21 protein-coding genes are annotated in these 24,474 nt (G+C 41.6%); 10 read left to right on the plus strand and 11 right to left on the minus strand.

Going from position 1 to position 24,474, the window contains the following annotated elements; genetic code table 11:
• Positions 1–155: 155 nt before the first annotated feature.
• Positions 156–638: an acyl-CoA thioesterase gene (locus N483_RS13195; RefSeq protein WP_023399237.1), complete on the minus strand. Its 483-nt coding sequence runs from the start codon at positions 636–638 to the stop codon at positions 156–158.
• 96 nt (positions 639–734) lie between these two features.
• Positions 735–2,384 carry an electron transfer flavoprotein-ubiquinone oxidoreductase gene (locus tag N483_RS13200; protein WP_023399238.1) on the minus strand — a complete coding sequence of 550 codons (1,650 nt, stop codon included), beginning with the start codon at positions 2,382–2,384 and terminating at the stop codon, positions 735–737.
• A 175-nt stretch (positions 2,385–2,559) separates the two neighbouring features.
• Between N483_RS13200 and N483_RS13205 the strand changes: the two genes are divergently transcribed.
• Positions 2,560–3,312, plus strand: coding sequence for an electron transfer flavoprotein subunit beta/FixA family protein (locus N483_RS13205; protein ID WP_023399239.1), 753 nt, complete (start codon positions 2,560–2,562; stop codon positions 3,310–3,312).
• Complete coding sequence (locus N483_RS13210; RefSeq protein ID WP_023399240.1) at positions 3,309–4,235, plus strand: electron transfer flavoprotein subunit alpha/FixB family protein; 927 nt, start codon at positions 3,309–3,311, stop codon at positions 4,233–4,235. Before N483_RS13205 ends, N483_RS13210 begins: the two co-directional genes overlap by 4 nt.
• Positions 4,236–4,286: 51 nt before the next feature.
• Here the strand turns inward: N483_RS13210 and N483_RS13215 are convergent, their stop codons facing one another.
• Positions 4,287–5,285 carry a helix-turn-helix domain-containing protein gene (locus N483_RS13215; RefSeq protein WP_023399241.1) on the minus strand — a complete coding sequence of 333 codons (999 nt, stop codon included), beginning with the start codon at positions 5,283–5,285 and terminating at the stop codon, positions 4,287–4,289.
• Positions 5,285–6,196, minus strand: a complete 912-nt coding sequence (locus tag N483_RS13220) for a GGDEF domain-containing protein (RefSeq protein ID WP_023399242.1) — start codon at positions 6,194–6,196, stop codon at positions 5,285–5,287. Before N483_RS13220 ends, N483_RS13215 begins: the two co-directional genes overlap by 1 nt.
• A gap of 310 nt (positions 6,197–6,506) precedes the next feature.
• On the opposite strand from N483_RS13220, the gene N483_RS13225 reads away from it, so the two are divergent.
• From N483_RS13225 to N483_RS13255, 7 genes are all read left to right on the plus strand, one after another.
• Entirely contained in the window at positions 6,507–9,296 is a 2,790-nt protein-coding gene (locus N483_RS13225) for a TonB-dependent receptor (RefSeq protein ID WP_023399243.1), read from the plus strand.
• A gap of 58 nt (positions 9,297–9,354) precedes the next feature.
• On the plus strand, positions 9,355–10,629 hold the full coding sequence (locus N483_RS13230) for a metallophosphoesterase (protein WP_036976092.1): 1,275 nt from the start codon (positions 9,355–9,357) through the stop codon (positions 10,627–10,629).
• 467 nt (positions 10,630–11,096) lie between these two features.
• Entirely contained in the window at positions 11,097–11,960 is an 864-nt protein-coding gene (locus N483_RS13235) for a hypothetical protein (RefSeq protein WP_023399245.1), read from the plus strand.
• 213 nt (positions 11,961–12,173) lie between these two features.
• On the plus strand, positions 12,174–12,638 hold the full coding sequence (locus tag N483_RS13240; RefSeq protein WP_023399246.1) for a hypothetical protein: 465 nt from the start codon (positions 12,174–12,176) through the stop codon (positions 12,636–12,638).
• A 357-nt stretch (positions 12,639–12,995) separates the two neighbouring features.
• Positions 12,996–13,835 (plus strand): glycosyltransferase, encoded by an 840-nt coding sequence (locus N483_RS13245; protein ID WP_023399247.1) that lies wholly within the window; start codon positions 12,996–12,998, stop codon positions 13,833–13,835.
• A 793-nt stretch (positions 13,836–14,628) separates the two neighbouring features.
• Positions 14,629–16,731 carry a dockerin type I domain-containing protein gene (locus N483_RS13250; RefSeq protein WP_023399248.1) on the plus strand — a complete coding sequence of 701 codons (2,103 nt, stop codon included), beginning with the start codon at positions 14,629–14,631 and terminating at the stop codon, positions 16,729–16,731.
• A gap of 93 nt (positions 16,732–16,824) precedes the next feature.
• Positions 16,825–17,463, plus strand: a complete 639-nt coding sequence (locus N483_RS13255) for a cohesin domain-containing protein (RefSeq protein WP_023399249.1) — start codon at positions 16,825–16,827, stop codon at positions 17,461–17,463.
• 359 nt (positions 17,464–17,822) lie between these two features.
• Here the strand turns inward: N483_RS13255 and N483_RS13260 are convergent, their stop codons facing one another.
• From N483_RS13260 to cyoA, 7 genes are read right to left on the minus strand one after another with little or no spacing between them, the layout of a single operon-like run.
• Positions 17,823–18,311 carry a hypothetical protein gene (locus tag N483_RS13260; RefSeq protein WP_023399250.1) on the minus strand — a complete coding sequence of 163 codons (489 nt, stop codon included), beginning with the start codon at positions 18,309–18,311 and terminating at the stop codon, positions 17,823–17,825.
• Positions 18,308–18,910 carry an SCO family protein gene (locus N483_RS13265; protein WP_023399251.1) on the minus strand — a complete coding sequence of 201 codons (603 nt, stop codon included), beginning with the start codon at positions 18,908–18,910 and terminating at the stop codon, positions 18,308–18,310. Before N483_RS13265 ends, N483_RS13260 begins: the two co-directional genes overlap by 4 nt.
• A 4-nt stretch (positions 18,911–18,914) precedes the next feature.
• The gene (gene cyoE, locus N483_RS13270) at positions 18,915–19,799 is read right to left on the minus strand and encodes a heme o synthase (protein WP_023399252.1); all 885 of its coding nucleotides are present in this window, start codon (positions 19,797–19,799) and stop codon (positions 18,915–18,917) included.
• Between the two features lies 1 nt (position 19,800).
• Entirely contained in the window at positions 19,801–20,142 is a 342-nt protein-coding gene (gene cyoD / locus N483_RS13275; RefSeq protein WP_023399253.1) for a cytochrome o ubiquinol oxidase subunit IV, read from the minus strand.
• Positions 20,142–20,762, minus strand: coding sequence for a cytochrome o ubiquinol oxidase subunit III (gene cyoC / locus N483_RS13280; RefSeq protein ID WP_023399254.1), 621 nt, complete (start codon positions 20,760–20,762; stop codon positions 20,142–20,144). Before cyoC ends, cyoD begins: the two co-directional genes overlap by 1 nt.
• Positions 20,763–20,778: 16 nt before the next feature.
• Positions 20,779–22,815 carry a cytochrome o ubiquinol oxidase subunit I gene (gene cyoB / locus N483_RS13285; RefSeq protein WP_023399255.1) on the minus strand — a complete coding sequence of 679 codons (2,037 nt, stop codon included), beginning with the start codon at positions 22,813–22,815 and terminating at the stop codon, positions 20,779–20,781.
• Positions 22,805–23,614 carry a ubiquinol oxidase subunit II gene (gene cyoA / locus N483_RS13290; protein ID WP_231105459.1) on the minus strand — a complete coding sequence of 270 codons (810 nt, stop codon included), beginning with the start codon at positions 23,612–23,614 and terminating at the stop codon, positions 22,805–22,807. The genes cyoB and cyoA overlap by 11 nt, the downstream gene beginning before the upstream one ends.
• A 288-nt stretch (positions 23,615–23,902) precedes the next feature.
• Between cyoA and N483_RS13295 the strand changes: the two genes are divergently transcribed.
• Positions 23,903–24,418: a hypothetical protein gene (locus tag N483_RS13295; protein ID WP_023399257.1), complete on the plus strand. Its 516-nt coding sequence runs from the start codon at positions 23,903–23,905 to the stop codon at positions 24,416–24,418.
• Positions 24,419–24,474: the final 56 nt, after the last annotated feature.

Here is a 24,474-nt window from a genome sequence, read left to right on the forward strand (position 1 = left end):
CGATAGTTTCAAATGAGTATTAAAGTAAGCAGAGTTGCAAGAACACCTATTAGCAACTTTGAGTTTTAATTAAAATGACCACAAACACAATTCCCCAATCGCAACGGGAAGAGCAACTTAGGGTTTTGCAGTGTCTTTGTAGAGCCCAATTGGATTTATTCGTCTTGATCTAATGTGGCTTGCAGTAAAGACTCTGTTTGTATCGCGATGTCTTTCATTTTTATCGCGTATTGTTCTAGGGCTTTTTGCTCAGGAGTTTGCGCTACAAATTTAGATACGGGAATAGGGTAGCCCGCTTGATCCATAGCAATAAAACTAATGATACAGTGGTTGGTTTCGACCATGTGCTGCTTTTGTGGATCGCCACACCTCACCTGAATAAATATCTGCATACTGGTTTTTCCGGTATGGGCGATTTTTGCGGATACCTCAACAATTTGGCCAACCAAAATAGGGCGGTGAAAACGCACACCAGCGACTGAGACCGTAACGCAATAGGCGCCACTCCAGCCCGCAGCACAGGCATACCCTGCCTGATCGATCCATTTCATTACGACGCCGCCGTGGACTTTGCCGCCAAAATTTACGTCGGTAGGTTCAGCTAAAAACCTGAAAATCACTTCTGATTGATTGGCCATACGCGCCTCATCGTTTTTCGAGTATGAGGTAAGTATAGAAAAAAAGGGGCGTTTCGCCCCTTGCAATTTGAGATATGTAAATAATTGGTTGGGTTATTACATATTCGGGTAGTTGGGTCCACCAGCACCTTCTGGTGTCACCCAAGTAATATTTTGGCTAGGGTCTTTGATATCGCAGGTTTTACAGTGAATACAGTTTTGTGCATTAATCACAAATTGCTTTTCACCGGCTTCATTTTCATTCACCTCATAAACACCTGCAGGGCAGTAACGCTGCGCAGGTTCTGCATATTGCTCTAAATTAACCGAAACCGGAATGCTGGCGTCTTTAAGTTGTAAATGGCAGGGTTGAACTTCTTCATGGTTTGTATTTGATAAAAAGACCGAAGAAAGTTTGTCAAAGCTGAGCTTGCCATCGGGTTTCGGGTAGTCAATTTTAGTCGCGTCTTTGGCGAGTCTTAGGGACTCGTAATCTTTGCTAATATCTTTGATGGTGAAAGGTAATGCACCAGAGAAGAAGTTTTGGTCAATCATGTTGTAGGCGCCGCCTAGGTAGCGACCTAGCTTATGCATGGCTGGACCAAAGTTGCGAGATTGATAGAGCTCTTCATGCAGCCAGCTTGCCTTAAACTTATCGTCGAAACTTTGTAAGTCAGTAGTCGCGTCCTCTTTTGAAAGCGCTTCAATGATAGTATCGGCACCGATCATACCAGACTTCATTGCAGTGTGATTTCCTTTGATTTTGGCGAAGTTCAAGGTGCCAGCATCACAACCAATCAACAAACCGCCTGGAAAATGCATTTTAGGTAATGCGTGCAATCCACCCTTTGCGATTGCACGTGCGCCGTACGAAATACGTTCACCGCCTTCTAGGGTTTGCTTAAACACCGGATGATGTTTCATGCGCTGAAATTCATCAAATGGGCTTAAATACGGGTTCTTGTAGTTCAAATCGATGATCAAACCAACCACAACTTGGTTATTTTCGGCGTGGTACATAAATGAGCCGCCATGGGTTTCATTGTCAAGCGGCCAGCCAGTGCCGTGAACCACTGTACCTTCTTTGTGCTTCGCTGGGTCGATTTGCCAAATTTCTTTAAAACCAATGCCATAGTGTTGTGGCGTAGCGTCTTTATCTAGCTCAAACTCCTTGAGCAATTGTTTACCAAGGTGGCCGCGACAACCTTCAGCAAACACTGTGTATTTAGCGCGAAGTTCCATGCCTGGCATATACGTGTCTTTTGGCTCACCATCTCTGTCTAAGCCCATGTCACCTGTTACAATGCCTTTAACTTCATTTTCTTCAATGATCAGTGAATGAGCACTAAAGCCGGGGAAAATCTCTACGCCAAGCGCTTCTGCTTGCTCTGCTAACCAACGGCAGACATTGCCCATAGAAACGATGTAATTGCCTTCGTTTTTAAAGGTTTTTGGTACCACCATATGTGGTAGGTTTGTTGCGTTTTGCTCATCTTTAAACAGGTAGATTTCATCTTCTGTTACTTTTGTTGTAATAGGTGCACCTTTTTGTGCCCAATCAGGAATGAGCTCATCTAATGCTTTGGTCTCGAAAACAGCACCGGACAAAATATGTGCACCCACTTCTGAGCCTTTTTCTACCACACAGATCATGAGTTCTTGTTCTTTTTGCTGTGCTTGCTGAGCGAGTCGAATAGCGCATGATAGGCCTGCAGGGCCCGCACCCACTATGACGACATCAAATTCCATGGTTTCACGTTCGACCATTTTTACCTCGTATACATTGACGGTAGATTAACTTAAACTCGAGTTAAGTTCTTTTTACGTTAAGCTAAGGTTATTTTAGGTTGACGTTTACGTCAACAGGAAGTAGGCTGGTTTCATTAAATTGTTTCATTGACGTACGCGTCAGCTATACAAATAACCAGATGATGGAGTAACCATGAAAGTACTTGTACCAATCAAACGCGTGATTGACTACAACGTCAAAGCGAGAGTCAAGGCAGATAACAGCAATGTTGATCTTACCAATGTTAAGATGGCCATGAACCCGTTTTGTGAAATCGCAGTAGAAGAAGCGATTAGATTAAAAGAAGCAGGCAGTGCAACTGAAGTGATCGCCGTATCTATTGGTGATAAAGCTTGTCAAGAGCAGCTTCGCACGGCATTGGCACTTGGTGCTGACAAGGCAATCCACATCGAAACAGACGCAACGTTAGAGTCGCTACATGTTGCAAAATTACTGGCTAAATTGGTAGAGCAAGAAAATCCTGAACTAGTCATTTTAGGTAAACAATCTATTGATGCAGACAACAACCAAACAGGCCAAATGCTTGGTGCGTTGACGAAGCGAGGTCAAGGAACGTTTGCATCTAAGTTAGTAATAGAAGGTGGCAATGCCATCGTGACGCGTGAGGTAGACGGTGGCTTACAAACTGTTTCTTTAGCGTTACCAGCAATTGTTACTACTGACCTACGTTTAAACGAACCGCGTTACGCGACACTACCAAACATCATGAAGGCGAAGCGTAAGCCACTTGACGTCATCGCAGCAGATTCGCTCGGCGTCGACTTAGCACCACGCGTTGAGCTGGTTAGAGTTGATGAGCCGGCTAAGCGAGAAGCTGGTGTTATCGTAGAGAGTGTTGAAGAGCTAGTAACTAAACTTAAGACAGAAGCAAAGGTGATCTCATGAGCGTATTAGTCATTGCAGAACATGAAAATGGTGTTTTAAAGCCTGAAACTGCGAAAGTGATCACAGCGGCTGTTAAGATTGGTGGCAATGTTGATGTATTGGTCGCAGGTAGCAGTGTTGCGGCGGCAGCAGATTCCGTTGCAGGCATTGCAGGTGTTACATCAGTTAAATTAGTTGATAATGCAAATTTTGAACACCAATTGGCAGAAAATACAGCTGATCTAGTCGTTGAGCTAGCTGAGAGCTACAGCCATATACTTGCCAGTGCATCGACAACAGGTAAAAACATTTTACCGCGTGTTGCTGCGCTTTTAGACAAATCGCAAATTTCTGAAATTGTTGACGTGGTTGATGCTGACACATTTAAGCGTCCAATATACGCGGGCAATGCAATCGCAACTGTGAAATCGTTGGAGTCACAAAAAGTGATCACGGTACGTGCTAGTGCATTTGATGCAGCGGGCGAGCAAGCGCCAGTGTCTGTTGAGACATTATCTAATGGAGCTGCTAATAGCCTAAGTAGCTTTGTTGGTGTTGAGCAAACTGAATCAGAGCGTCCGGAGCTTACAGCAGCTCCTGTGATTATCTCTGGTGGTCGTGGTATGCAAAACGGTGAAAATTTTGCACTTCTTAACGGCATTGCAGACAAGCTTGGTGCAGCAATTGGGGCATCTCGCGCAGCAGTAGATGCTGGCTTCGTACCAAATGATATGCAAGTAGGACAGACTGGTAAGATTGTTGCTCCAGATCTCTATATTGCTGTAGGTATTAGTGGTGCAATCCAACACCTTGCAGGTATGAAAGATTCTAAAATCATTGTTGCTATCAACAAAGATCCAGAAGCGCCTATTTTCCAAGTCGCTGATTATGGCTTAGTCGCCGACTTATTTGACGTATTACCTGAGCTAGAACAAGCTCTGTAACCAATTCTGGTTGTTGAAGCCGTGTGCACTATGCCGCGGCTTTTTTCCTTTTTATATCCTCACCTTTCGTAATTCTGAAGGCGTCACGCCAAACCAACGTTTAATTGCACGCCTAAAGTTTGGCAAATCATTGAAATCCAGAACTTTAGCTACCTGCGAGTTTGAGTAGCCTTGTTGCCCAATACAGAAACCTGCTTGTTGGCTCAATACCCTATCTTTTAAGCAACTAAATTGACTGTTGTGTAGTGCGAGTTTTCGTTTCAGTGTTGCACCACTGGTATTGAAGTAATTTGCGAGGTCTTCTAATGTGGCTCTGGGGTTGGCAATTAAAAATGATTCTGCATAGGCTAAAAAACCAACGGTGTTGCTGTTGGCTAAAGTTTTTATATCAGACTGAAGTGCCGGTATTGCGCTGTTTTGCCGCGTTTGTAATGCTTCTTTGGAAATCACCACAGTAGTAAAGTGATGCCCGAATGACAAAAGGTTTGCACCTATGGCTTGATATTCTTCAATGTATACAGGCGTTGTATAGGGCAGTTGAAATTGAACTTGTGTATTTTCAAAGCGCCACTTTAAAAAACCGTTGATTAAGCTTAACCACACTTCGAGTAAGAAGCAGTAAACGCTTGGCTGGAGTTCACTAATCGCGGGGTTGACTATTAAATGTATGGCCTTGTTTTGTTTAAACATTCGCACGCTAAAATAGGGAAACAACTCACCTTGTAGTTGCTTGCAAGCGGCAAGTAATGCTTTGAGGTTGCTACAATGAAATAAATACGACGCATAGCGTGCACAGATACTGTGGAGTAAATGTTGCCCAAGTACAAAGCTGATGTCCTGCCCAAGGTGGCAAGTCATGATGTTTTTTATTGTTTGTTCTAGCTGTGAAAAGCTAGATACGTGATCTGGCTGTGCAAAATCGCTGTAAAATAATTTTGTTCCCTTAAGTGCTTTGTCTGGGTGTATACCGCGTTGTTTGGCAAGCTCTATTAGCGGTACTAGCAACTGATGGCTCGAGAGTTTAGGCTCACTAGTTTCAAAATAAGACACTATGCCGCCTGCTTATTTTGGTGCAACTGTGTGATCAGCTGTTCAAAAATTTGCTTGCTTTGCATTGGTTGTGAGACCTCAATACATGCACAATGAAGAGTGTTCGGGTCGAGCGTGAGTAAGTTTTCATCGTATTGATAATGGATTTGTGCAGCCGCACATACTCTCTGTGAAATGGATTGAGCAGTATGAAGTGGTGTTGCAGGGAATAAGACAATAAATTTGTCACCCGCGTACCTGCAAGCTAAGTCACAACCGCGAATGTTTAACGTGATTAACTGGCCGGTATCACGCAGTAGTAGCTCTCCTTTGGTAATACCGTGTTCGAAACAGAATCGTCCATATGATTTTAAGTCCAAGATAGCAACACAAAACTTTGTACCAGTATTAGCGAGCTGTTCAATTTCAATGCTAATTTGTTTTTCCATATACCGGGCACTATAAAGTCCTGTCACATAGTCGGTAAAAGTATGCTCGCGAAAATGCCGCTCTTTTTTGAGCAGTGTTAAATTTAAATATGTCTGCTCTTGATACCACCAGTGCATCGCAAAGCTCATGACAATCATGCCTAGTAATGCGGGAAAGGCCTCTAGGGAGCTCAGAGTCGGGTGGATATGATCAAATGTAAAAAACTCATCAAGACAGTCTAATAACAGCGAAATGAGCATTAAAGTAAGCCCACCGGCAAGTGCTGTTGTAACACGTCCTGTGGGCCGGCTTAACAAGGTCGCAATAAGCCATACCAAAGACATAAACGCTAGACCTCCTTCGCCTAGCGCATCTAGAGTTTCTATGTGGGATGAGGGTTTAGGCTCACCTAGATACACTGTGCAGATCAGAGTTATGGTGATGGAAAATAAGAGCAATAGCCATAAGGAAAAATGTCTAACTTTGCGAAAGGAAAATATCATGATTCTATGCCGAGCCTAGTGAGTAATGCTGTTATGTTATTGCGGTTAATTTTCTTTAACAGGGTCAATTTAGCTCACTACTTTGACAGTTTTTTTAATCTTAGTAGCAATAATTGAGCAAAAAATCACAAGACGATTGTTTTTGGCACTTTAAAGGGGGTGAAATTAGCTCAGTACAGCCTAGTTTGTAGTGAAAAACTAGTTAAATCAGAGTGTTCTAAGTGTAGGTGAAATAAATAATTCATAATGTCCAGATAAGGTTTTTGCGATTTTTAGGGTGAACAATCAACTCAATCTGTACGAGATAAATATGAAACATACACTACCGTTACCTTTTTCAAAGTCTCACAAAGCTGTGGCCATGCTGCTGGGTTTAATAGCAACGGGTGCCCAAGCCAATACTCTTCAGGGACAAATCGGAGATACACAAAATAAGGCGCTGTTTGAAGGAGCGCAGGTCAAAATTGTTGAACTCAATAGACAGGTGAGTTCGAGCCGAGATGGCCGCTTTATTTTTACCCAAATACCTGCAGGAAACTACACACTCGAAGTGAACTATATTGGTGCGCAATCTTATCGTCAAACAGTCAAAATCGACGATAAACAAGTAACCACTGTGTCCGTTGTGCTCACGCCGCTAGATAACGAGGTTGATAACATCATTGTTGTAGGGCAGCGAGCGGGCCAAGCTGGAGCACTTAACCGTCAAAAAAATGCAGATGGGATCATGACGATTGTCAGTGCCGATAGTATTGGCCAATTACCCGACCAAAATGCAGCTGAGGCCCTGCAGCGCTTACCCGGCATGTTTATTCAACGTGACCAAGGTGAAGGGCGTTTTGTGGGGATCCGAGGTATCGATCCAGGATTGAACAACGTGTCGATCAACGGGGCAAATGTGCCTTCTCCAGAAGCAGGGATCCGAAGCGTCGCGATGGATGTAATACCTAGCGAGATTATACAAAGCTTAGAAGTCAGCAAAACAGTAACACCAGATATGGACGCGAGTGCCATCGGTGGCAGTATCAACGTTAAAAGCTTAAGCGCATTCGATAGACAAGGACAAAGTTATAGTTTCACCGCTCAAGCTTCTCACAATGAGTTAGTGAATGAAACAAGTCCAAAACTCTCAGCAAGCTTTAGCGATATTTACGATTTAGCCAATAACACACAGTTAGGTGTTGCTACAGCTGTTTCTTGGTTTGAGCGCAAGTTTGGTTCTCACAATATGGAAACGGACGGTGGCTGGATGTCGCTAGAGCAGGAGAGTGCAGAAACTGGAGAGGACGTTGAATTTTTTGGGGCCGAAGAAATAGAGCAACGTCACTATCAAGTTCAACGCGAACGATTAGGCGCAGCGCTGAATTTGGATTTGCATCAAGGGGCGATGAATAAATACTATCTGCGCACGCTTTACAGTGAATTTTCAGACGATGAATTTCGCCAGCGCAATGAGTATCGATATGACAAAGGAAAATACCTAAGTGCTGAGTCCAGTGAAACCGCAGCCTATTTCACTGATGCTGAAATGGACAGGGACACCAAAGATAGATATGAAGAGCAAAGCATTCTGTCAGTTGTGGCAGGTGCGGAGCACATCCTAAATAGTTGGTTTATTGAGTATAACCTTGGCTATTCTAAGTCAGATGAAGCTGAACCAAATCGATTGGATGTAGATTTTGCAGGTGAAGCACTTACCTTGGGATATGCGAGTTTGGGGGATACGCCAATTTTGTCTCATTCACCTTCAGCTCATGATCTCAACAATTTCTCACTGGATGAAATTGTATGGGAAGACAACCTGAGTGAAGATGAAGCTATCAGCTTTAAGCTGGATGTCAGCAAGGACTTTGTACTTAACGGTTACAACGCACAGTTTAAGGCGGGGGTTAAGTACAATGACAGAGAAAAACTCAATCGTGTTAATGCTAAGGTCTATGACGGCGGCTTTGATGAAATTACCGCACAACAATTTGCAACCAACAGCCCTGAATTTGACTTAGGCGATTTTGGCCCTGGTTTATCACGGCAAGGGATCAAGTCTTACTTTTCATCGAATCAAGCCGATTTAGATTTAAACACATTGGAATCAGACATTGAAAGTAAGGGTAAAAGTTATACGTCACAAGAAACGGTGTCCGCGCTGTATGCGATGCTGAGCTTAGATATTGGCGATTTGAATGTGATTACAGGTCTCAGGTATGAAGACACAGAGTATGACACAGTCGGCAGTCGTGTAGAGCTACTTAAGAATGATATTGAAGATAGCGAGCGCGTTGCAATTACACCTTGGGAAGTGAGTAAAGATTACGACCACTTACTGCCTAACCTTACAATGCGGTATGCCCATTCTGACTCTCTAATAACCCGCTTTGCATATACTCAAACTATTGCCAGACCTAGTTTTGGAGATGCAGCCGCTTTTCAATTATTAGAAAGCGAAACGACATTGGATGATGACGTTGTACAAGTTGAACGAAAAGGTGAAGTTGGAAATCCAGACCTTAACCCGTATGAAGCAAGTAACTTTGATTTCTCTATCGAGTATTATCCAGGCAAGATAGGCGTGTTATCTGCAGGGGTATTTCACAAAAATATTGATAACTATATTGCTAAAAAGCAGGTGCAAGATAACGGTCTGTGGAATGGATTTGAAGAAGTGATCCAATCGGTAAACGGCGGAGAGGCAGAGCTCAGCGGATTAGAGCTGGCTTATACGAAAAATTTCGACAATGGTCTGATGATATCTGCCAATGGTACGTTTATTGATGCTGATGATGCCTTGCCCAACCAGTCTGACACTGTTGCAAATCTCATGATTGGTTATGAAAGCAACCTCCTAAGCGCACGTTTGAGTAATAGCTACAAGAGTAAATCGTACATCATGACCGAGAATGATGGCCGCGTTTACCAAGATGCGCACAATCAAATTGACTTCAGTGTGAAGTATTACATCAGCGAACAAACGCAAGTGTATTTCAATGCAGTCAACCTGACCGACGAACCGCTTTACGTGTACCACGGGCAGCCGCGTTACAACTATCAATACGAAAGTTATGGTCGCTCGTATCAGCTAGGTATTACCTTAAGCTCATTTTAAATTTTTATTCTAATAAACTACGATGGCGCTGCTTAGGCAACTGGGCAGCGAATACTCTATGAAGTTAACTTCCTCTCGCATAGCTGTTTCAGCCCTATTATTGAGCAGCACTTTTTTGGTATCAGCCCAAGATTCTATTTCATTTTTGGCATTTGGTGATGGTGGCTATCACCCTGATTACCCGAAAACCAAACATATTAAAAAGCCCAAAAACAAACAGCAGTTCATTGCAGCAGAGAAGGCGGATTGGCTCGAAGATAATAGACCCATTGAGGAGTTTGACCACGCGCCAATTTACGTTTATCCAGGTACTGAAATCGCGACAGAAGATACCGGTGCTGCGGCTGTAGGCTCTGCAATGGCGAAATTGTGCGAGCGTAAGCCCTGTGAGTTTGGCATACAACTGGGTGATAACATCTACCCAGATGGGGCTGACGCCAATGATGGAAAAGACGATCAAAAGCGCATGAATGATCTTATTTTAGGGCCTCTAAAGCCATTATTTAAAAATCATAAGGATCTTATTGTTTACTCTGCGCTGGGCAATCATGATTGGAAAACATCTCGCAAAGGCGTAAAGCTTCAAACTGAGTGGATGGCAAAACAGCCTAATTTCCATATGGATGAGCGTGGCTACTATAGTTACAAAATCGGTGAGCCTGGCAATGATGTTGAGTTTTTTGTGCTCGATACCAACATGTTGTTATCTGGACAGCACTATTACGAGATCCCACTTAAACACGACGGCAGTGAACAAGGCCTTGCTTCAGCGTTGGCAAGCGGTGTCGCAGAAGTTGAAGACATAGAGGTGCACGAGTCTCCGGTCAATGGTGAAGACCACAAGCAACTAGCATGGTTAGCTGATGGTTTAAAATCATCGAAAGCAAAGTGGAAAATAGTTTATGGGCACCATATATTGTGGTCAATTGGCGGCACTAAATATGATGAAGGACACGTGTTAAGACGGCTGATTTTACCTGAGTTATGTCAATATGCAGACGCCTATATTGCAGGACATGAACATGACCTTGAATTACTTACGGATGATTGTTCTCGTGTTTTGCCGGGGAATAACAAGCCCAAACTGCCTTTAATTATTAGCGGAGCTGCGTCTAAAATGCGCGGAACTCACTCACCGTTTGCACAGCAACAAGAAAATCGCTACCCAGAGTATGACCTTATTTGGGCAAAAAGCTTTATTTGGGGCTTTGCGCATATTGAACTTGATAATCGCAGTGATAGCCTGAATGTCAGTTTTTATACCACACCGAAAGATAAATCAGGCTCGTTGCAGCCAGAAGCGAGTTTTTCGTTTAAGCACCGTAGTGACTAGCAGTTTTACGTGGACAATAAAGTCAATAACCATAACATTCAACTTTCTTTATTGTCCATTCGGTTTGGTGTTTTATTCCTTAGTTTTTATGCTTGATAAAGGTTATAACCATTAATGGAATATTTAGATTATGTAGGTTCATTTGAGGTCTAGACGAGTGTTGGAGAAGGTATTTTTATAATTGAATTCGCTGGATGTCTCTAACTTCAACTCTGTTGAATACACAGTGTGATTAACATGAGCGTCTGATCTTTAGTAATTTTTGAGCTAAAAAGCTCGATTGGTTATCGATTCAATTAAGGATTAAGTATTTCCGTTGTTCATTGATTTATCTAGGTCTAATTAGCAAGAAGAAATTTAGTTTAAATTGCATGAATAGTATTGGTATACATCATTTGGGTACAAGTTAGAATGTAATTATTATGTAAACTACGCCGCGTGACAACAACTCGTATAGGAATAAGGAAATGAGATTAACAAGTTTAACTTTGGCTGTTATTGCGACTTTAGGCGTGACTTTGTCAAATAGCGCGAATGCGGAAGGGTTTATCAATTCACCGGTACGTGTCGCAATTGACCGATTAGGTGTACCATGGGTACAAAAAGATGACTCATTTGGTTTGTGGAGAGAGAAAGAGCTTCCTCATGGACAAAAAGCGATTGCGGCTTCAGGTGGGTACTTTCACTATCATTTTGGTACATCGCCCGATGATAAAGGTTATGCGTTTTATGAAGGGGCAACATTTGCAATTTCAGAAAATGGCAACGCCTTCAGGTATCAGAACTATGATTGGCAGTCAGTGACTGGTTGCTGGGGGGCAACAGACGTCAGTTCGTTCACCGTTGACCATGTATATTGTGTAAATGGTGATGGAAGCCTTAAAAAGTTTAACGACAAGAGCGGCAGCTTTGAAGGCTATTTCCGTATTGATAATGAAGTGATCACCAAAATTGACGTTGCACTAGGTGGTGTGATTTGGGCAATCACAGAAAGTGACAAGCTGTTTAAATACGATGGAGTTAAATGGACACAGCAAAAAGTGGCTTGTGGCAATTTGTGCTCTTTGGTAGACATTGCTGTTGGTGGTGGCCAAGTTTACGTTGTTGCCAGTGTTTATGGAAGCAATGATGGCCCTCAAAGTGTGTATACCTTGAACAATGGTGAGCTTGCAAAATTCGGCTCTTTCTACAATATCGACGTCGATAGAGAAGGGGTAATTTGGGCAATTTCAAACTATACACGCACGCTGTTTTATAAGCGCCCTGGCATGACACAGTTTGTTGAAGATCCACAAATGAGTTTTAAAGTATCTAACAATATTGGTAGTTAATTGCTCCATATATAGCTCAACAAAAAGGTGACCTAAGTACAGTCACCTTTTTAATTTAGGGCGCTATCAAGCCCAGATGAGCCAATTGAGACTGTCACCAAAAAAAGCAGTTGGTGTTTGTTCATATCAGCTTCACCTCCCTAATATATCGTTAGTCGACTTTCAAACGCTTTTATTATGTAAAAATCAAATACAATATACAGGGTGTAACACATGACCAGAGCTTGGCATAAAGCCATACTTTTTACAGGCGCGTCACTAATTTTTTCGGGCAATGCCCAAACTCTCAATCTATCAACTGAAAATAAGGCGTCGCAGCAAATAGTGAGCAGTGAGCAAACATTTAGCTATGAATTTAAATTGGAAATAGGTGATTGGGTATCCTATGGCGTAACAGCTACGCTGGTTGAAGGCGAACCGGGCGAAGTATTCTATTACGATGCTTATAGTCAACCAGCTTATAAAATCGTGCTCATAGGCAATATTGAAAGGTCTGAAAAGTTGGGAGCAGTTGGAACCGTTAAACATTCAATCCAAAAATATGCCAACGGGCAATGGACAGAATTACTTGCTCCTGAAATGACCTATCGCGATAAAAAACGAGGCTCTTTAAAAGTGTATAATGACGATATGACACGAATCTCACTATCAGGTGTCGTTGATATAGAAGAAGTGTAATTTTCGACACAACTATTGGTAATCTGCACCACGGAGAGTAGACGTTAGTATTATTGAAGCCTGCCATGCTAGCTCTCCTTTCATGCCTTTTATACGTGTTACAATGTTTACTATTCATAACAATATTATAGAGTTCCTTTGCATTCTTATACGATATGTAATGTGAGTATTTGTTATCTTCCTTTTCTTGACTAGGTTTAGGTCATTGACCTGCGTTTTTGGCTTTTATGAAAAATTTATGCTGCGTTGTAACCAAGTGTTTTAAAAGATAAAATAAACACTGACTTGAACTGTGTCTTGCAGAGCTAATGAGCTCTTCAGGATATAACGCTATGTAAGTACTTGGATACCAGATTAATGAAAAAAGCAATTTTTACGCTCGCCATTGGTGACAATCCAATGTATCAGGCTGCCTTAAAGAGTTTTGAGATTTATGCTGATAAAGTTGGCGCGGATTTGATCGTGTCCGATAAACTGCATTACAAAATAGATATTGTTAACCCTAAATATCATGCATCACCAGCTTGGACAGAGAAGTTACGAATTGGGGAACTACTTGAGAAATACGACAGAGTTCTATATGTTGATTCGGATGTCCTTATAACTCCACATTCAAGGGATGTTTTTGAGCTGTATCCTGAATTAGATACAACTTATTGGTTTGATGAAGGAGGAAAACAGGAGCGAAGAACTGACGCCGATATGATCCAGTCGTTTCTAGGTCAAGTTCAGTGGCCCAGAATTGAAGAAAGGCCAGTCTATTACAATGCGGGGATAATACTAACTTCGAAAAGTGCAGATTTGTTTAAATTAACTAAATTGGAAGACCTACAACTAATCTGCAATGACATTACCCATTATGACCAGAGTTACTTTAATTACACACTCCACAAACATTGTTTAAAGCATGCGACTCTTGACAAAGCATTTAATCGAATGGATATGTTTGGCAAAGAAAACTATCTAGAAGCCGATTTTATTCATTATGCTGGTAAAGGGTATGCTAAAACCAGTAGACGTCGCGATGTGCAGTTTTTAAAGGATTTCGCGGAGATTTATAAAGATATTATACCAAGCAACGAAATCAACGAGCTAAAAGACAATGCTTGGCAAGCCTATCTAAAGGTAATTTACAAAAAATATCCACTGCCTAATTTTTTAATCAAGCTGTTTAGTGAACGTTTTGTGCCGAGATAATCCGCTTAATTACTGAAAGTCATAGGTGAGAAAGCACTGTAATTCCATCGCTGTTTTGTTATGCTTTGCCTCACCTTTTTTAGTACTTCAACAAATTCAGATTGAATTCCACTTTAGTCACTGAATAAGACGCCAGTCTATAAAAATTTAATTAACCCTACTTATGAATATTAAAATTATAAGCAACAGGTAAGTTAAATAAAGGTTGAGTTTTTATACCTGTTTTAGGTTTACTATTGTTTGCTGAAATGTGGCTATACCTGTAACAGAGGGTAGTTTAACATTTTTCTATGGGCAGCTTATAGCCCCACAATGTGAGTTCTTTTCTTCCCACTACTTTTAGCCCTTCAAATAACAATCGCAACGAAAATTTAGATTGCCACAGCAAAGAGCTTTTTGTTATGTATATTTAGGATAAATAAATGATGTGATATTTTTATATTTATAAAGGCGACTTAAGTAAAGGTGGCAAAACTACAAAATGATTTGGTAAGAAACCTTGGTGCTTCTGGTTTGGTTAGGTTTGCTTTGGGCTTTTAAGGTTTTATTACTCAGTTTTTGTTATGAAAATAATTATATGAAATTAAAATATTCATTAAGTTTCTTTTTTTAAAGGTATGTGTCATTTTATTAATTAAATAATAGCTTAAAAGCCTTTGTTTTTTAATTGCTTGAGGCTTTTTGTGATTAGAATAGGGGGAAAGCCCTATATGATTGCGTTATCAACTTATATATCTTTCCTTGCGCATTAAAAAAGAAAATACATGACCAATAAAATTCAAGGAAAAAGTGTATGCAATCTAAACTCAATAACCAGAGTAAGAAAAAAGTATTCTCGCCAGTTAAGTCTGCCTGTAGCCTTGCATTGATGAGTATTTTAGCCACGCCGTTAGTAAGTCATGCGTCAACGCCTACAAAAATTGGCACTGAACGCCTTGTGAGTGCTGCGCCAATGGTAGGTGATGTTGCGGAAACGACCTCTGTTGTAGAGCTAAACGATGGCAAGTATGTTGCTACTTGGCATGTTAAAAACAGTGGGGATGGCAGAACATCAATTCGAGGCCAAATTTTTTCGCAAGGGGATGAACCTATCGGCAATGCTTTTTCAATTGCAAGCATAAATTCAACAGCCACAAACGTACGTACTATGCGCAATAATGTGTCCCCATTGAATGACGGTGGTTTTTTGGTTTCATGGGAAGATACTGATGCAATAGACTCGTCTAAAAGCGCCATTCAAGCCGCGCGGTTTGCAGCAGACGGATCAAAGGTAAGTACATTTACTATCGCAGCATCCGTTTCTCGATACAATAAATCTTCACATGCTGTACTAAAAAACGGTAATACAGCGGTGATTTGGCAAAACGAAAATGTAGGAAATGACTCAGAAATTTTCGTTAAAATCTTCGACCAAGATTTGAATGTTGTTAAAAATACATTTAGTGCGACTTCAAGCGAAGCCGGAGAGCAAAAGTATGGTGCGATTTCAGCACTTGAGAATGGCGGTTTTGTACTAACTTGGCAGGGACAAGGTGACGATGTCTACAGCCGTGTTTTTAATTCAAACTATCAATACAGTGGGAGCGCAGTTAAAGTCAACACGACAACTGGTGGTGCTCAAGGGTTTGCAGATGTTACTGGGTTGAAAGACGGTGGGTATGTTGTTGTATGGGAAACCCAATCTAATGAACATATTCTTGGTTCAGACAGATATATCTACACACAAAGATTTAATGCCAACGGCTCTAAAAATGGAGTAGAAACCAAAGCCAACACCTATTCAGGCACGCACATGCACCCAGTTATTAAAGGAAATAAGACTGGGGGCTATCTGGTGTCTTGGGCGAGTAGAGATCAAGATGGGGGCTTGTGGGGCGTGTATGCAAGGGAATATCAGCCAGATGGCACCGCAGATGGCAGTCCTTTTCGTGTAAATACCTACACACAAGGCAGCCAGATGTACCCTAATACAGCCTTAATAGGTAACGGCGAGTTTGTAGTAACTTGGTCTGATCTTGACCGAGAAAGCGTTCACGTTCAGAAATTTACCTTTAATGAAGCGCCGACATATGCACTGAGTGCTACGCTTCCATCTATCGCAGTGTTTGAAGGAGACACTATTGAGTTGCCTTTAACGGCTAAGGGCGCAGGTATTTACGGTATAGATACAGTGATGACAGTCAACGATCCTTTGGTTGCTAGCTTTAACGGTGGTAGTTACGGAGAGTTTTTACCAACTGCGGAGCGTTTGTCTATTCCGCTAGGTATTGCTGACAATCAGTGGGATGGTGCATTATCACTGAAAGCTCCGTACCAAGCTAAAACTGGCGAAGGCTTGTATGGTACTGCAACGCTGCTTGCTCATAAACCGGGCACTGTGAACATTGATCTACAGTCACAATTTACTGGAGATGATGGTAACTATGTTTATCAGGGTCAGGTAAATTACTCGATTACTGTACTAGAGTCAGTTGTTTTGTCGGGTAATGTCGCAGACTTGGGGATCACAGGAGACTACTCTCAAGTTACTATTTTCATAAACGGTGAAGCCGTACAGGTAAATCCTGATGGCAGCTTTTCACTCAAAGTTGGCCTTGGCAATGTGACTATTGCAGTGAATGCACCAGGATTCCTGTCAGCCGAAAAACAAATCACGCTAGCGCCTAATCAAGCTGATATGAATTTTGGAGATATTGCTTTGGTTGCTGGTGATAGCAATGGCGATAACAGTATTGATATCGGCGACTTAACCCAATTATTGGGAGCGTATCGAACAGTCAGTACCGATCCGTCATTTACACCGGCAGCGGATTTTAATCGTGATAATAAAATTAACTTACAAGATTTAACGTTACTAGGTAAAAACTTTGGCAAACAAGGCCCGCAAGCTTTGTAAGCTAAGGTTTGTGAACTAATTTTTATATAAGCGAAGGCCACGAGATGTGGCCTTTACAAAATTACGAAGAACGAATACGAAAGAGATCTAAAAATGAAGCAGCTAACAATGATTTTTTTACTCCTGAATAGCTTGATGGTGGCCGCCTCACAAGGGAAAGCGTATCTGTATAGCCCTGAGTTAGATATAAGAGCGGGAAGCGAGTTTTATGTCGATATCATGTTGAAAGACGCTCCTGAGGTGTATGGGTCACAAATCGCGTTACAGTTTGATACAAAGCAAGTCACGGTATTGGACAAGAACGAAAAAGAAGCGGCGGTTCAGATCGAGCACGGAGATTTTTTTGATAGTGCAAGGCTATATACATTAAAAAATGCTGTGGACTTAAAGACTGGCACCATAGACTACATTGTAAGCCAAGTAGCGCCCGCAAAGAGTGTCGCGGGTGATGGGCGAGTTGCTAGAGTATTTTTTAAAGCGAATGAAGCGACTTCGACAACGAATATAGAGTTAAAACAGGCAGACTTTGGAACAAAGCAGGGGGAAAAGTATACTTTTGAAATTGGCGAATCTCTGCAATTTAACTTTGATAATACCTTTGCAGACGCACCACAAGCACCTGCAGATCACTCAATTCTTCTACCTATTACTATTGTTGCTGGTTTTGTGCTTCTTTTTGCTATCGTACTTTTCCTTAAATCCAAAAAAGGTAATACGATGGCCAATGCATAGGAGCAAATTTCTCTGTGATCCAGTGTATTTTTGAGAGCTTCTTAAGTGTTGCATTGTAGGGCTATTAAAAGCTAGTGAGGGGATTGCTCTATTTAGGCTCCTTCACAGCTGGCTTTGCAAAACACACTTTGTGATAGCAAAGAATTCAGCTTAGGTGATTCTGCTATTCGCAATCAGCTGCAATTTTTAGGTATACGCCGAGTGGCTCTTAAACGTCTGCTAATGGTGCGAAAAGCCAGATTGATGTCAATATTAAATTAACTAAGAGTATGGAGAGTAGGGGGTTAAAAGAGAATACGTTGCAAGAAATTAAAGTAGTGCAGCAAAGAGATAAGATTACTGCACTGATACTAAACAGACTAAGAAGTCTTTTTTTGACGGCTGACTAAACAATACGACCCATCTTTTGTACTGGTCATATAGCCAACAAAGTTTTCATCTCTTTTATGAGAAAAAACATGTGTATGGTCGTTTAACTTGCCTTTAAATAGCCATTTTTTGAATACTTCCTCACGTACAACAATACATGGGTTTTTGACTGCAAAGCTCTCTTTATAAGTAACTTCACAGTGCTGCGCACTGTGAGACATAGAAAAAGTGATATGGCTTTGCCTATCTTTATATTCAAGTACACCCGTAACCAACAAGGTCTCAAACTCATTTTTGCTGGTTTGATTTGAAACGAGTAGGCGATGTTTCTTTGAACCAATAACGTCCTCTGCCATGGCTTTTAATTCACTGTGGCAGTTTTTGACATTATATTTTTCGATGATCGTTTCAATCGAGTTTTTAGCAACAATCTGTGTGCTCGTTAGCAATAGGGCTGCGATGAATAGCTTATGCTTCATAGTAGCTCCTTAATTTGTGCTGCAAGCTCATTAGGCGTTGTTGTATGACTCATTGCGGTGATTAAATCGCCTTCTTTGTTGATGATGTAAAATCTTGATGCATGCGCTACTGAGTATTCCATAAACGACTCTTCAAGATTTTGGTCATCATAATAAACGCCATATAATCCACCAACTTCTTTGGTTTGTTCAGCGCTGCCAGTTAAACCGGTAATACGCTCGTGAAAGTAGTCGGTATATTCCTTTAAATCCTCTACTGTATCACGCGCAGGGTCTACTGTGACGAGTAACCCCTGCACCTGATCAAGCCCTTGTTTCTCAAGACGCATAAATGCATTTGTCATTACTGCGAGTGAGTTAGGGCATACCTCTGCACAAGATAAGTAGCCAAAGTACATAACGACAACTTGACCTTGATAATCAGAGAGTGAAACAGGACCGGCATAGCTTTGCAGCGTAAAATCCCCACCTAATTCATCGAAAGATTTTCTTGTTTCATTAAAGTCTTTAGTGGTTGTAGCTAAATAAAACCAAATTAATCCGATAATACCAAGAAAAGATAAAATCCAATGTAAGTGAGCGGGCTTAAACTGCTTCATAACTCTACCTTGCTGTCACATATGAGGTTGGGTCAATGTGAGCAAAATCGACAGACATCAAGACACTCATAGAGGTAATGGCTACGAGTGATAAAATAAACACGCGTTTAGCCCAAGTATGATTGTCCATGCGATGGAAGTCGAAAATAGTGCTCAATAACCAGACCAATCCAATAATAAACGTAAGTGATGCGAAAATGGCACCAACGTAGTTTAACGTGAATAGTGAAAGTGCAAGTACAGTAAAGGCAACAATGAAGCCAATCATGTGTTTTCTAGCAACTTCAACACCACTGACGATTGGTAGTACTGGAATATTAGCGTCTTTGTAGTCTTTGAATCGGTATATAGCAATCGCATAAGAATGCGGGATTTGCCAAATACAGAAGATTGCCAAGATTACAACGGCGCCAATATCAAATTGACCATTAACGGCACAGTACCCCATTACAGGAGGACAAGCGCCTGAAATACTGCCTACAAAAGTACCGTATATTGATTTTCTCTTATAGTAGAGCGTATATAGGCCTACGTATACAACGAAGCCAAGCACACCAAAATAAAAGCTCATCATAGATGCATACAGTGCTAATGAAGCAAAACCTACGCAACCCAAAAGGGTTGCATAGGCCAAAGCTTTGGTTACCGAAATAGACTCTAAGAGTGGCTTTCGGTACTTTGTGCGTGACATCAATTGGTCGATGTCACGGTCAATCACATTATTAAAAACGCAACCAGAGGCGATGATACACACCGTACCCACTATCATTGCTGTAAACGTAACGAAATCAATATTACCTTTGGCTGCGAGCACGTAGCCCGCAACCGCAGTGATTAAGTTACCAAAGATAATGCCTGGTTTTGTAATTAACAGGTAACTTCTTAACATTTTAATGTCCCATGAGCATGTTGTGATTTAGGTGCTCCATAATCCAAATGGAGCCAATCACAACTATGGCCACTGTCAACACAATAAACGCGGCTGAAGTAGTATTCCATATTTGCTCAGAAGATGAGTTCATGTGTAAGAAAAATACAAGTTGTACAAATAGCTGTGCAATCGCTGTAACTAAGATGACACCAAGCGTTAACGCTGGAGATGCCAAATCATACATTACAACTAAAAACGGAATAGCAGTTAGTACTAAAGATAGAAGTAAACCTATCGTGTATTCTTTAACGCTACCGTGAGCTGCACCGCCAGTGCCATGTTCGTTATTAGTGTGGCCCATTACATCACTCCTACTAAGTACACAACGCTAAATACACAGATCCAGATGATGTCTAGGAAGTGCCAGAATAAACTTAGGCAAGAAAGTCTTACTAGGTTATCTTCTGTAAATCCGTCACGTTTGAAGTGAACGAATAGAACAAGCATCCAAATGATACCACCAAATACGTGCAGACCGTGCGTAGCTACTAGCGCATAAAATGCAGACCAATAACCACTTGTCTGAGGTGTTGCACCAAGCGTACTGAAGTGCCAGAACTCATACAATTCTAAGCCAAGGAAACCAAGGCCAAGTAGTAATGTGATGACCAACCAAGTGATCATGCCTTTCATCTTGCGCTGGTTGGCTTGAAGCATTGCCATACCAAACGTGAAACTACTGAAAAGTAGGAATGCAGTACCAACTGCAACTAGATTAAGGTCAAATAACTCTTTTGGTGTTGGGCCGCCAGCGAAGCCGCCACTTAGTACTGCATATGTTGCAAACAATGTTGCGAACAAAATACAGTCACTCATGATATATATCCAGAATCCGAATATAGTATCACCACCGGTATCATGATGATCATGATCATCGTGGTGATCATGAACGTCGTTTGCGATTACGTGATCGTTTGACATAGTTTAAAACTTTCCTCTACTTGCCATTGTTAGCTGCGTGTTCTGCAACAGCTGCCAAGTGCTTTGACTCGATTTCTTCAACTTGGTCTACTTGTACGTAGTAGTCTTTGTTGCGATCAAATGAGTACGCAATCCAAGAAGCTACGATACCGACGAAGCTAGCGATAACCATCCACCAGATGTGCCATACGAAACCGAAACCTAAAGTTAGTGAGAATGCACTGATCACAAAGCCAGCCCATGTGTTAGATGGCATGTGGATCTTCGAGTACTTCTCAGGCTTTTGGTAAGCAATACCATGCTCTTTCTTGTAATGATGCTCATCACGGTCATGGATCTTAGGTAACTTAGCGAAGTTGTAGAATGGAGGAGGTGACGAAGTTGCCCACTCAAGCGTACGGCCATTCCAAGGATCACCTGTAACGTCCATATTTTGCTTACGGTTCTTGAAGCTGATGAAGCCCATGTAGAACTGAACTGCGATACCTGCTGCTACGATAAATGCACCAACCATTGCAACGATTAGCAACGGAGTCCACTCTGGGTTGTCGTAGTAGTTAAGACGACGAGTCATACCGTTGAAACCAAGGATGTATAGCGGCATGAATGCAACGAAGAAACCGATTGTCCAAAGCGCACAAGAAAGCTTATTAAGTTTCTCATCAAGCATCCAACCAGTCGCTTTAGGCCACCAGTAAGTAAGACCTGCGAAGTAACCAAATACAGCACCACCGATGATTACGTTGTGGAAGTGTGCAATTAGGAACAAGCTGTTGTGAAGTACAAAGTCAGCTGCTGGAACAGCTAGCATTACACCTGTCATACCACCAATGGTGAAAGTGAATAGGAAGCTACATGTCCACCACATTGATGCTGTGAACTCAACACGGCCTTTATACATAGTAAATAGCCAGTTGAAGATCTTAACCCCGGTCGGGACGGCTATGATCATGGTGGCGATACCGAAGAAGGCATTTACACTTGAACCTGCACCCATGGTGAAGAAGTGGTGTAGCCATACAACCATTGCTAGAACCATGATAACTGCTGTTGCCCATACAAGAGATGTATAACCGAACAAACGCTTACGTGAGAACGTCGCTGCAACTTCAGAGAAAATACCGAATGCAGGTAGTATCAGAATGTAAACTTCTGGGTGACCCCATGCCCAAATGAGGTTTACATACATCATTTGGTTACCACCAAGATCATTAGTGAAGAAGTTTGTACCTAGGTATCTATCAAGCGTTAGTAGCGTGATAGTTACTGTTAGAATCGGGAACGAAAGAATGATTAGTACGTTTGCACATAGAGAAGTCCATGTGAATACAGGCATTTGCATAAGCTTCATGCCAGGCGCACGCATTCTGATGATAGTAACAAAGAAGTTAACACCAGTTAGTAGGGTACCGATACCTGAGATCTGGAGTGCCCAGAGCCAATAATCGACCCCGACCCAGGGACTGTATTCAATACCTGAAAGCGGTGGATATGCTAACCAACCAGTCGCTGCGAATTCACCAAGGAATAGTGAAATGTTAACTAGTAACGCACCAACTACGAATAACCAGAAGCTCAGAGAGTTCAGGAATGGGAACGCAACGTCACGCGCACCAATTTGCAGTGGTACAACAATGTTCATCAAGCCAACAACTAAAGGCATGGCTACGAAGAAAATCATAATTACACCGTGAGCAGTAAAAATCTGGTCATAGTGTTCAGGAGGGAGATAACCCGCACCCACGCTATCAGCGGTTGCCAATGCCTGGTGAGTACGCATCATAATTGCATCCGCGAAACCACGGACTAACATCACAATCGCTGCGATGACATACATGATACCAATTTTTTTATGGTCTACAGATGTGAACCATTCTTCCCAAAGGTATCTCCACTTACCCATTTTAGTGATAAGTGCGAATAGGAATAAACCGCCAAGTATTGCACAGATCATTACTGGCAGAATTACAGGGTCATGAACAGGAATAGAATCCCAGGTCAGCTTACCCGTGAGCGGATCCGGATCTGTGATTATGGTAGCTTTACTTGCCATTTTGAACCCCAGTGTATTTCTCTATGGTTTTCTTAAAGTGCAGAGGGTCAACATCCGAGTAGTAAACTACCGGATTGTCTTTTGATTTCTCGCTAAGCGCTTTGTAAGTAGGTTCGTCTAGTACTTGCTCTGATGCTTTAACTTTGTTAACCCAAGCATCGAAGCCTGCTTGATCTACAGAGTGTGTTTTGAACTTCATACCTGAGAAACCAAAACCGCTGTAGTTTGCAGACATGCCTCTGAATGTACCTTCTTCAGATGCCATCAGGTTAAGTCTATTTTCCATACCTGCCATCGCGTAAATCTGGCTACCCAAACGTGGAATAAAGAATGAGTTCATCACTGTGTCTGAAGTGATTAAGAACTCAACCGGTGTATTCACTGGGATTGCGATTTCGTTGACGGTTGCAATTTGCTGCTCTGGATAGATAAATAGCCATTTCCAGTCCATCGCAACAACTTGAATAGTCAATGTGTCTTCGTCTTTACCTAGCGGCTTTCGCGGGTCTAGGTCATGAGACGTGACATATGTGAAATATGCAAGTGCAGCAATGATTAAACAAGGCACAATCCAAACAACAAGTTCGATTTTTGTTGAGTGTTCCCAAGACGGCTTGTACTCAGCGTTTTTATTGCTAGTACGATACTTGTACGGGAAGTAAATAGACATAAATAATACAGGGATTATTACAATAAGTAATAAAGCCACAGAGATTATAATCAGGTCTTTCGCCTGTTCACCAATTGGCCCCGCAGGGTCAAAAAGAGCAAGCTCACAACCTGTTAGAAGAAACGCCATCGTAAAAACCATTACGAGTGACAAGGACTTTTTCAGCATATTCAACCTACTTGATATCGCGGGTAATTACCCCATTACCTGCCTGAATAAATTAACGAGATTAATGCAATTGAGAACTGTTTCCATTTACACCCCTCTCGGAGGGGAATGTTATAGGGAATACAGCCAAAATTCAAGGATGTCTTGAGCTAGATCAATACGTACGAATTGCAAATTTAGATGTTTTTTGAGCAATTTATGTCTAGACTTCGTAATGACACCGTCAAAAATAATTCTGGAGCGTGCGATATGAAGAGATTATTTTATTCCACTGATAGCCTAGACGACGCAGAAATGATTTCGAACGAGGTACATGAACTGGGTATCGATGATCACCATTTTTACGTACTATCGCGGGATGAAAATGGTATTGAAACCCATCATTTACATGGCTCAACTCAAATAGAAAAAACCCAAATCTTGTCAGCCAGAAAGCGTGCGTTCTTACTTGCTGGTATTACCGCGTTGGCCCTGATCACATTTATGTATTTCTTTACCGACTGGACAAATAAATTTTTATTACAAGCACTGGCCGCTAGCATAATTGGTGGTTTTGTCGTCATGCTGATTGTTAGGCTTGCAGGCAAATCGTTCGATGAATATTTCCAAATCTTAGTTAATGAACATCTCGATGCAGGTGATGTTATCATAATTATCGACGTCAAAAAGTCACAGACACACATAGTAGAAACTCAGTTAGAAGGGCATCCTAAAGCCCAATTTATTGCTGATAGTTCGAATTTGTCGTCACCCATTCCAGATTAATCCGTTAAAAAGTAGGTTGAAAATAGTGGTGATAAACTTTGGAGAATGGAAAAGTT

The sequence above is a fragment of the Pseudoalteromonas luteoviolacea NCIMB 1944 genome, from assembly GCF_001625565.1.
In the GTDB taxonomy this organism is placed as follows: Bacteria; Pseudomonadota; Gammaproteobacteria; order Enterobacterales; family Alteromonadaceae; genus Pseudoalteromonas; species Pseudoalteromonas luteoviolacea_F.

Excerpts from the sequence above, each read along its gene's own strand:
- N483_RS13195 (WP_023399237.1), bottom strand. The coding sequence starts at position 638 with ATGGCCAATCAATCAGAAGTGATTTTCAGGTTTTTAGCTGAACCTACC.
- N483_RS13200 (WP_023399238.1), bottom strand. The coding sequence starts at position 2,384 with ATGGTCGAACGTGAAACCATGGAATTTGATGTCGTCATAGTGGGTGCG.
- N483_RS13205 (WP_023399239.1), top strand. The coding sequence starts at position 2,560 with ATGAAAGTACTTGTACCAATCAAACGCGTGATTGACTACAACGTCAAA.
- N483_RS13210 (WP_023399240.1), top strand. The coding sequence starts at position 3,309 with ATGAGCGTATTAGTCATTGCAGAACATGAAAATGGTGTTTTAAAGCCT.
- N483_RS13220 (WP_023399242.1), bottom strand. The coding sequence starts at position 6,196 with ATGATATTTTCCTTTCGCAAAGTTAGACATTTTTCCTTATGGCTATTG.
- N483_RS13225 (WP_023399243.1), top strand. The coding sequence starts at position 6,507 with ATGAAACATACACTACCGTTACCTTTTTCAAAGTCTCACAAAGCTGTG.
- N483_RS13230 (WP_036976092.1), top strand. The coding sequence starts at position 9,355 with ATGAAGTTAACTTCCTCTCGCATAGCTGTTTCAGCCCTATTATTGAGC.
- N483_RS13235 (WP_023399245.1), top strand. The coding sequence starts at position 11,097 with ATGAGATTAACAAGTTTAACTTTGGCTGTTATTGCGACTTTAGGCGTG.
- N483_RS13240 (WP_023399246.1), top strand. The coding sequence starts at position 12,174 with ATGACCAGAGCTTGGCATAAAGCCATACTTTTTACAGGCGCGTCACTA.
- N483_RS13245 (WP_023399247.1), top strand. The coding sequence starts at position 12,996 with ATGAAAAAAGCAATTTTTACGCTCGCCATTGGTGACAATCCAATGTAT.
- N483_RS13250 (WP_023399248.1), top strand. The coding sequence starts at position 14,629 with ATGCAATCTAAACTCAATAACCAGAGTAAGAAAAAAGTATTCTCGCCA.
- N483_RS13255 (WP_023399249.1), top strand. The coding sequence starts at position 16,825 with ATGAAGCAGCTAACAATGATTTTTTTACTCCTGAATAGCTTGATGGTG.
- N483_RS13260 (WP_023399250.1), bottom strand. The coding sequence starts at position 18,311 with ATGAAGCATAAGCTATTCATCGCAGCCCTATTGCTAACGAGCACACAG.
- N483_RS13265 (WP_023399251.1), bottom strand. The coding sequence starts at position 18,910 with ATGAAGCAGTTTAAGCCCGCTCACTTACATTGGATTTTATCTTTTCTT.
- cyoE (WP_023399252.1), bottom strand. The coding sequence starts at position 19,799 with ATGTTAAGAAGTTACCTGTTAATTACAAAACCAGGCATTATCTTTGGT.
- cyoD (WP_023399253.1), bottom strand. The coding sequence starts at position 20,142 with ATGGGCCACACTAATAACGAACATGGCACTGGCGGTGCAGCTCACGGT.
- cyoC (WP_023399254.1), bottom strand. The coding sequence starts at position 20,762 with ATGTCAAACGATCACGTAATCGCAAACGACGTTCATGATCACCACGAT.
- cyoB (WP_023399255.1), bottom strand. The coding sequence starts at position 22,815 with ATGGCAAGTAAAGCTACCATAATCACAGATCCGGATCCGCTCACGGGT.
- cyoA (WP_231105459.1), bottom strand. The coding sequence starts at position 23,614 with ATGGCGTTTCTTCTAACAGGTTGTGAGCTTGCTCTTTTTGACCCTGCG.
- N483_RS13295 (WP_023399257.1), top strand. The coding sequence starts at position 23,903 with ATGAAGAGATTATTTTATTCCACTGATAGCCTAGACGACGCAGAAATG.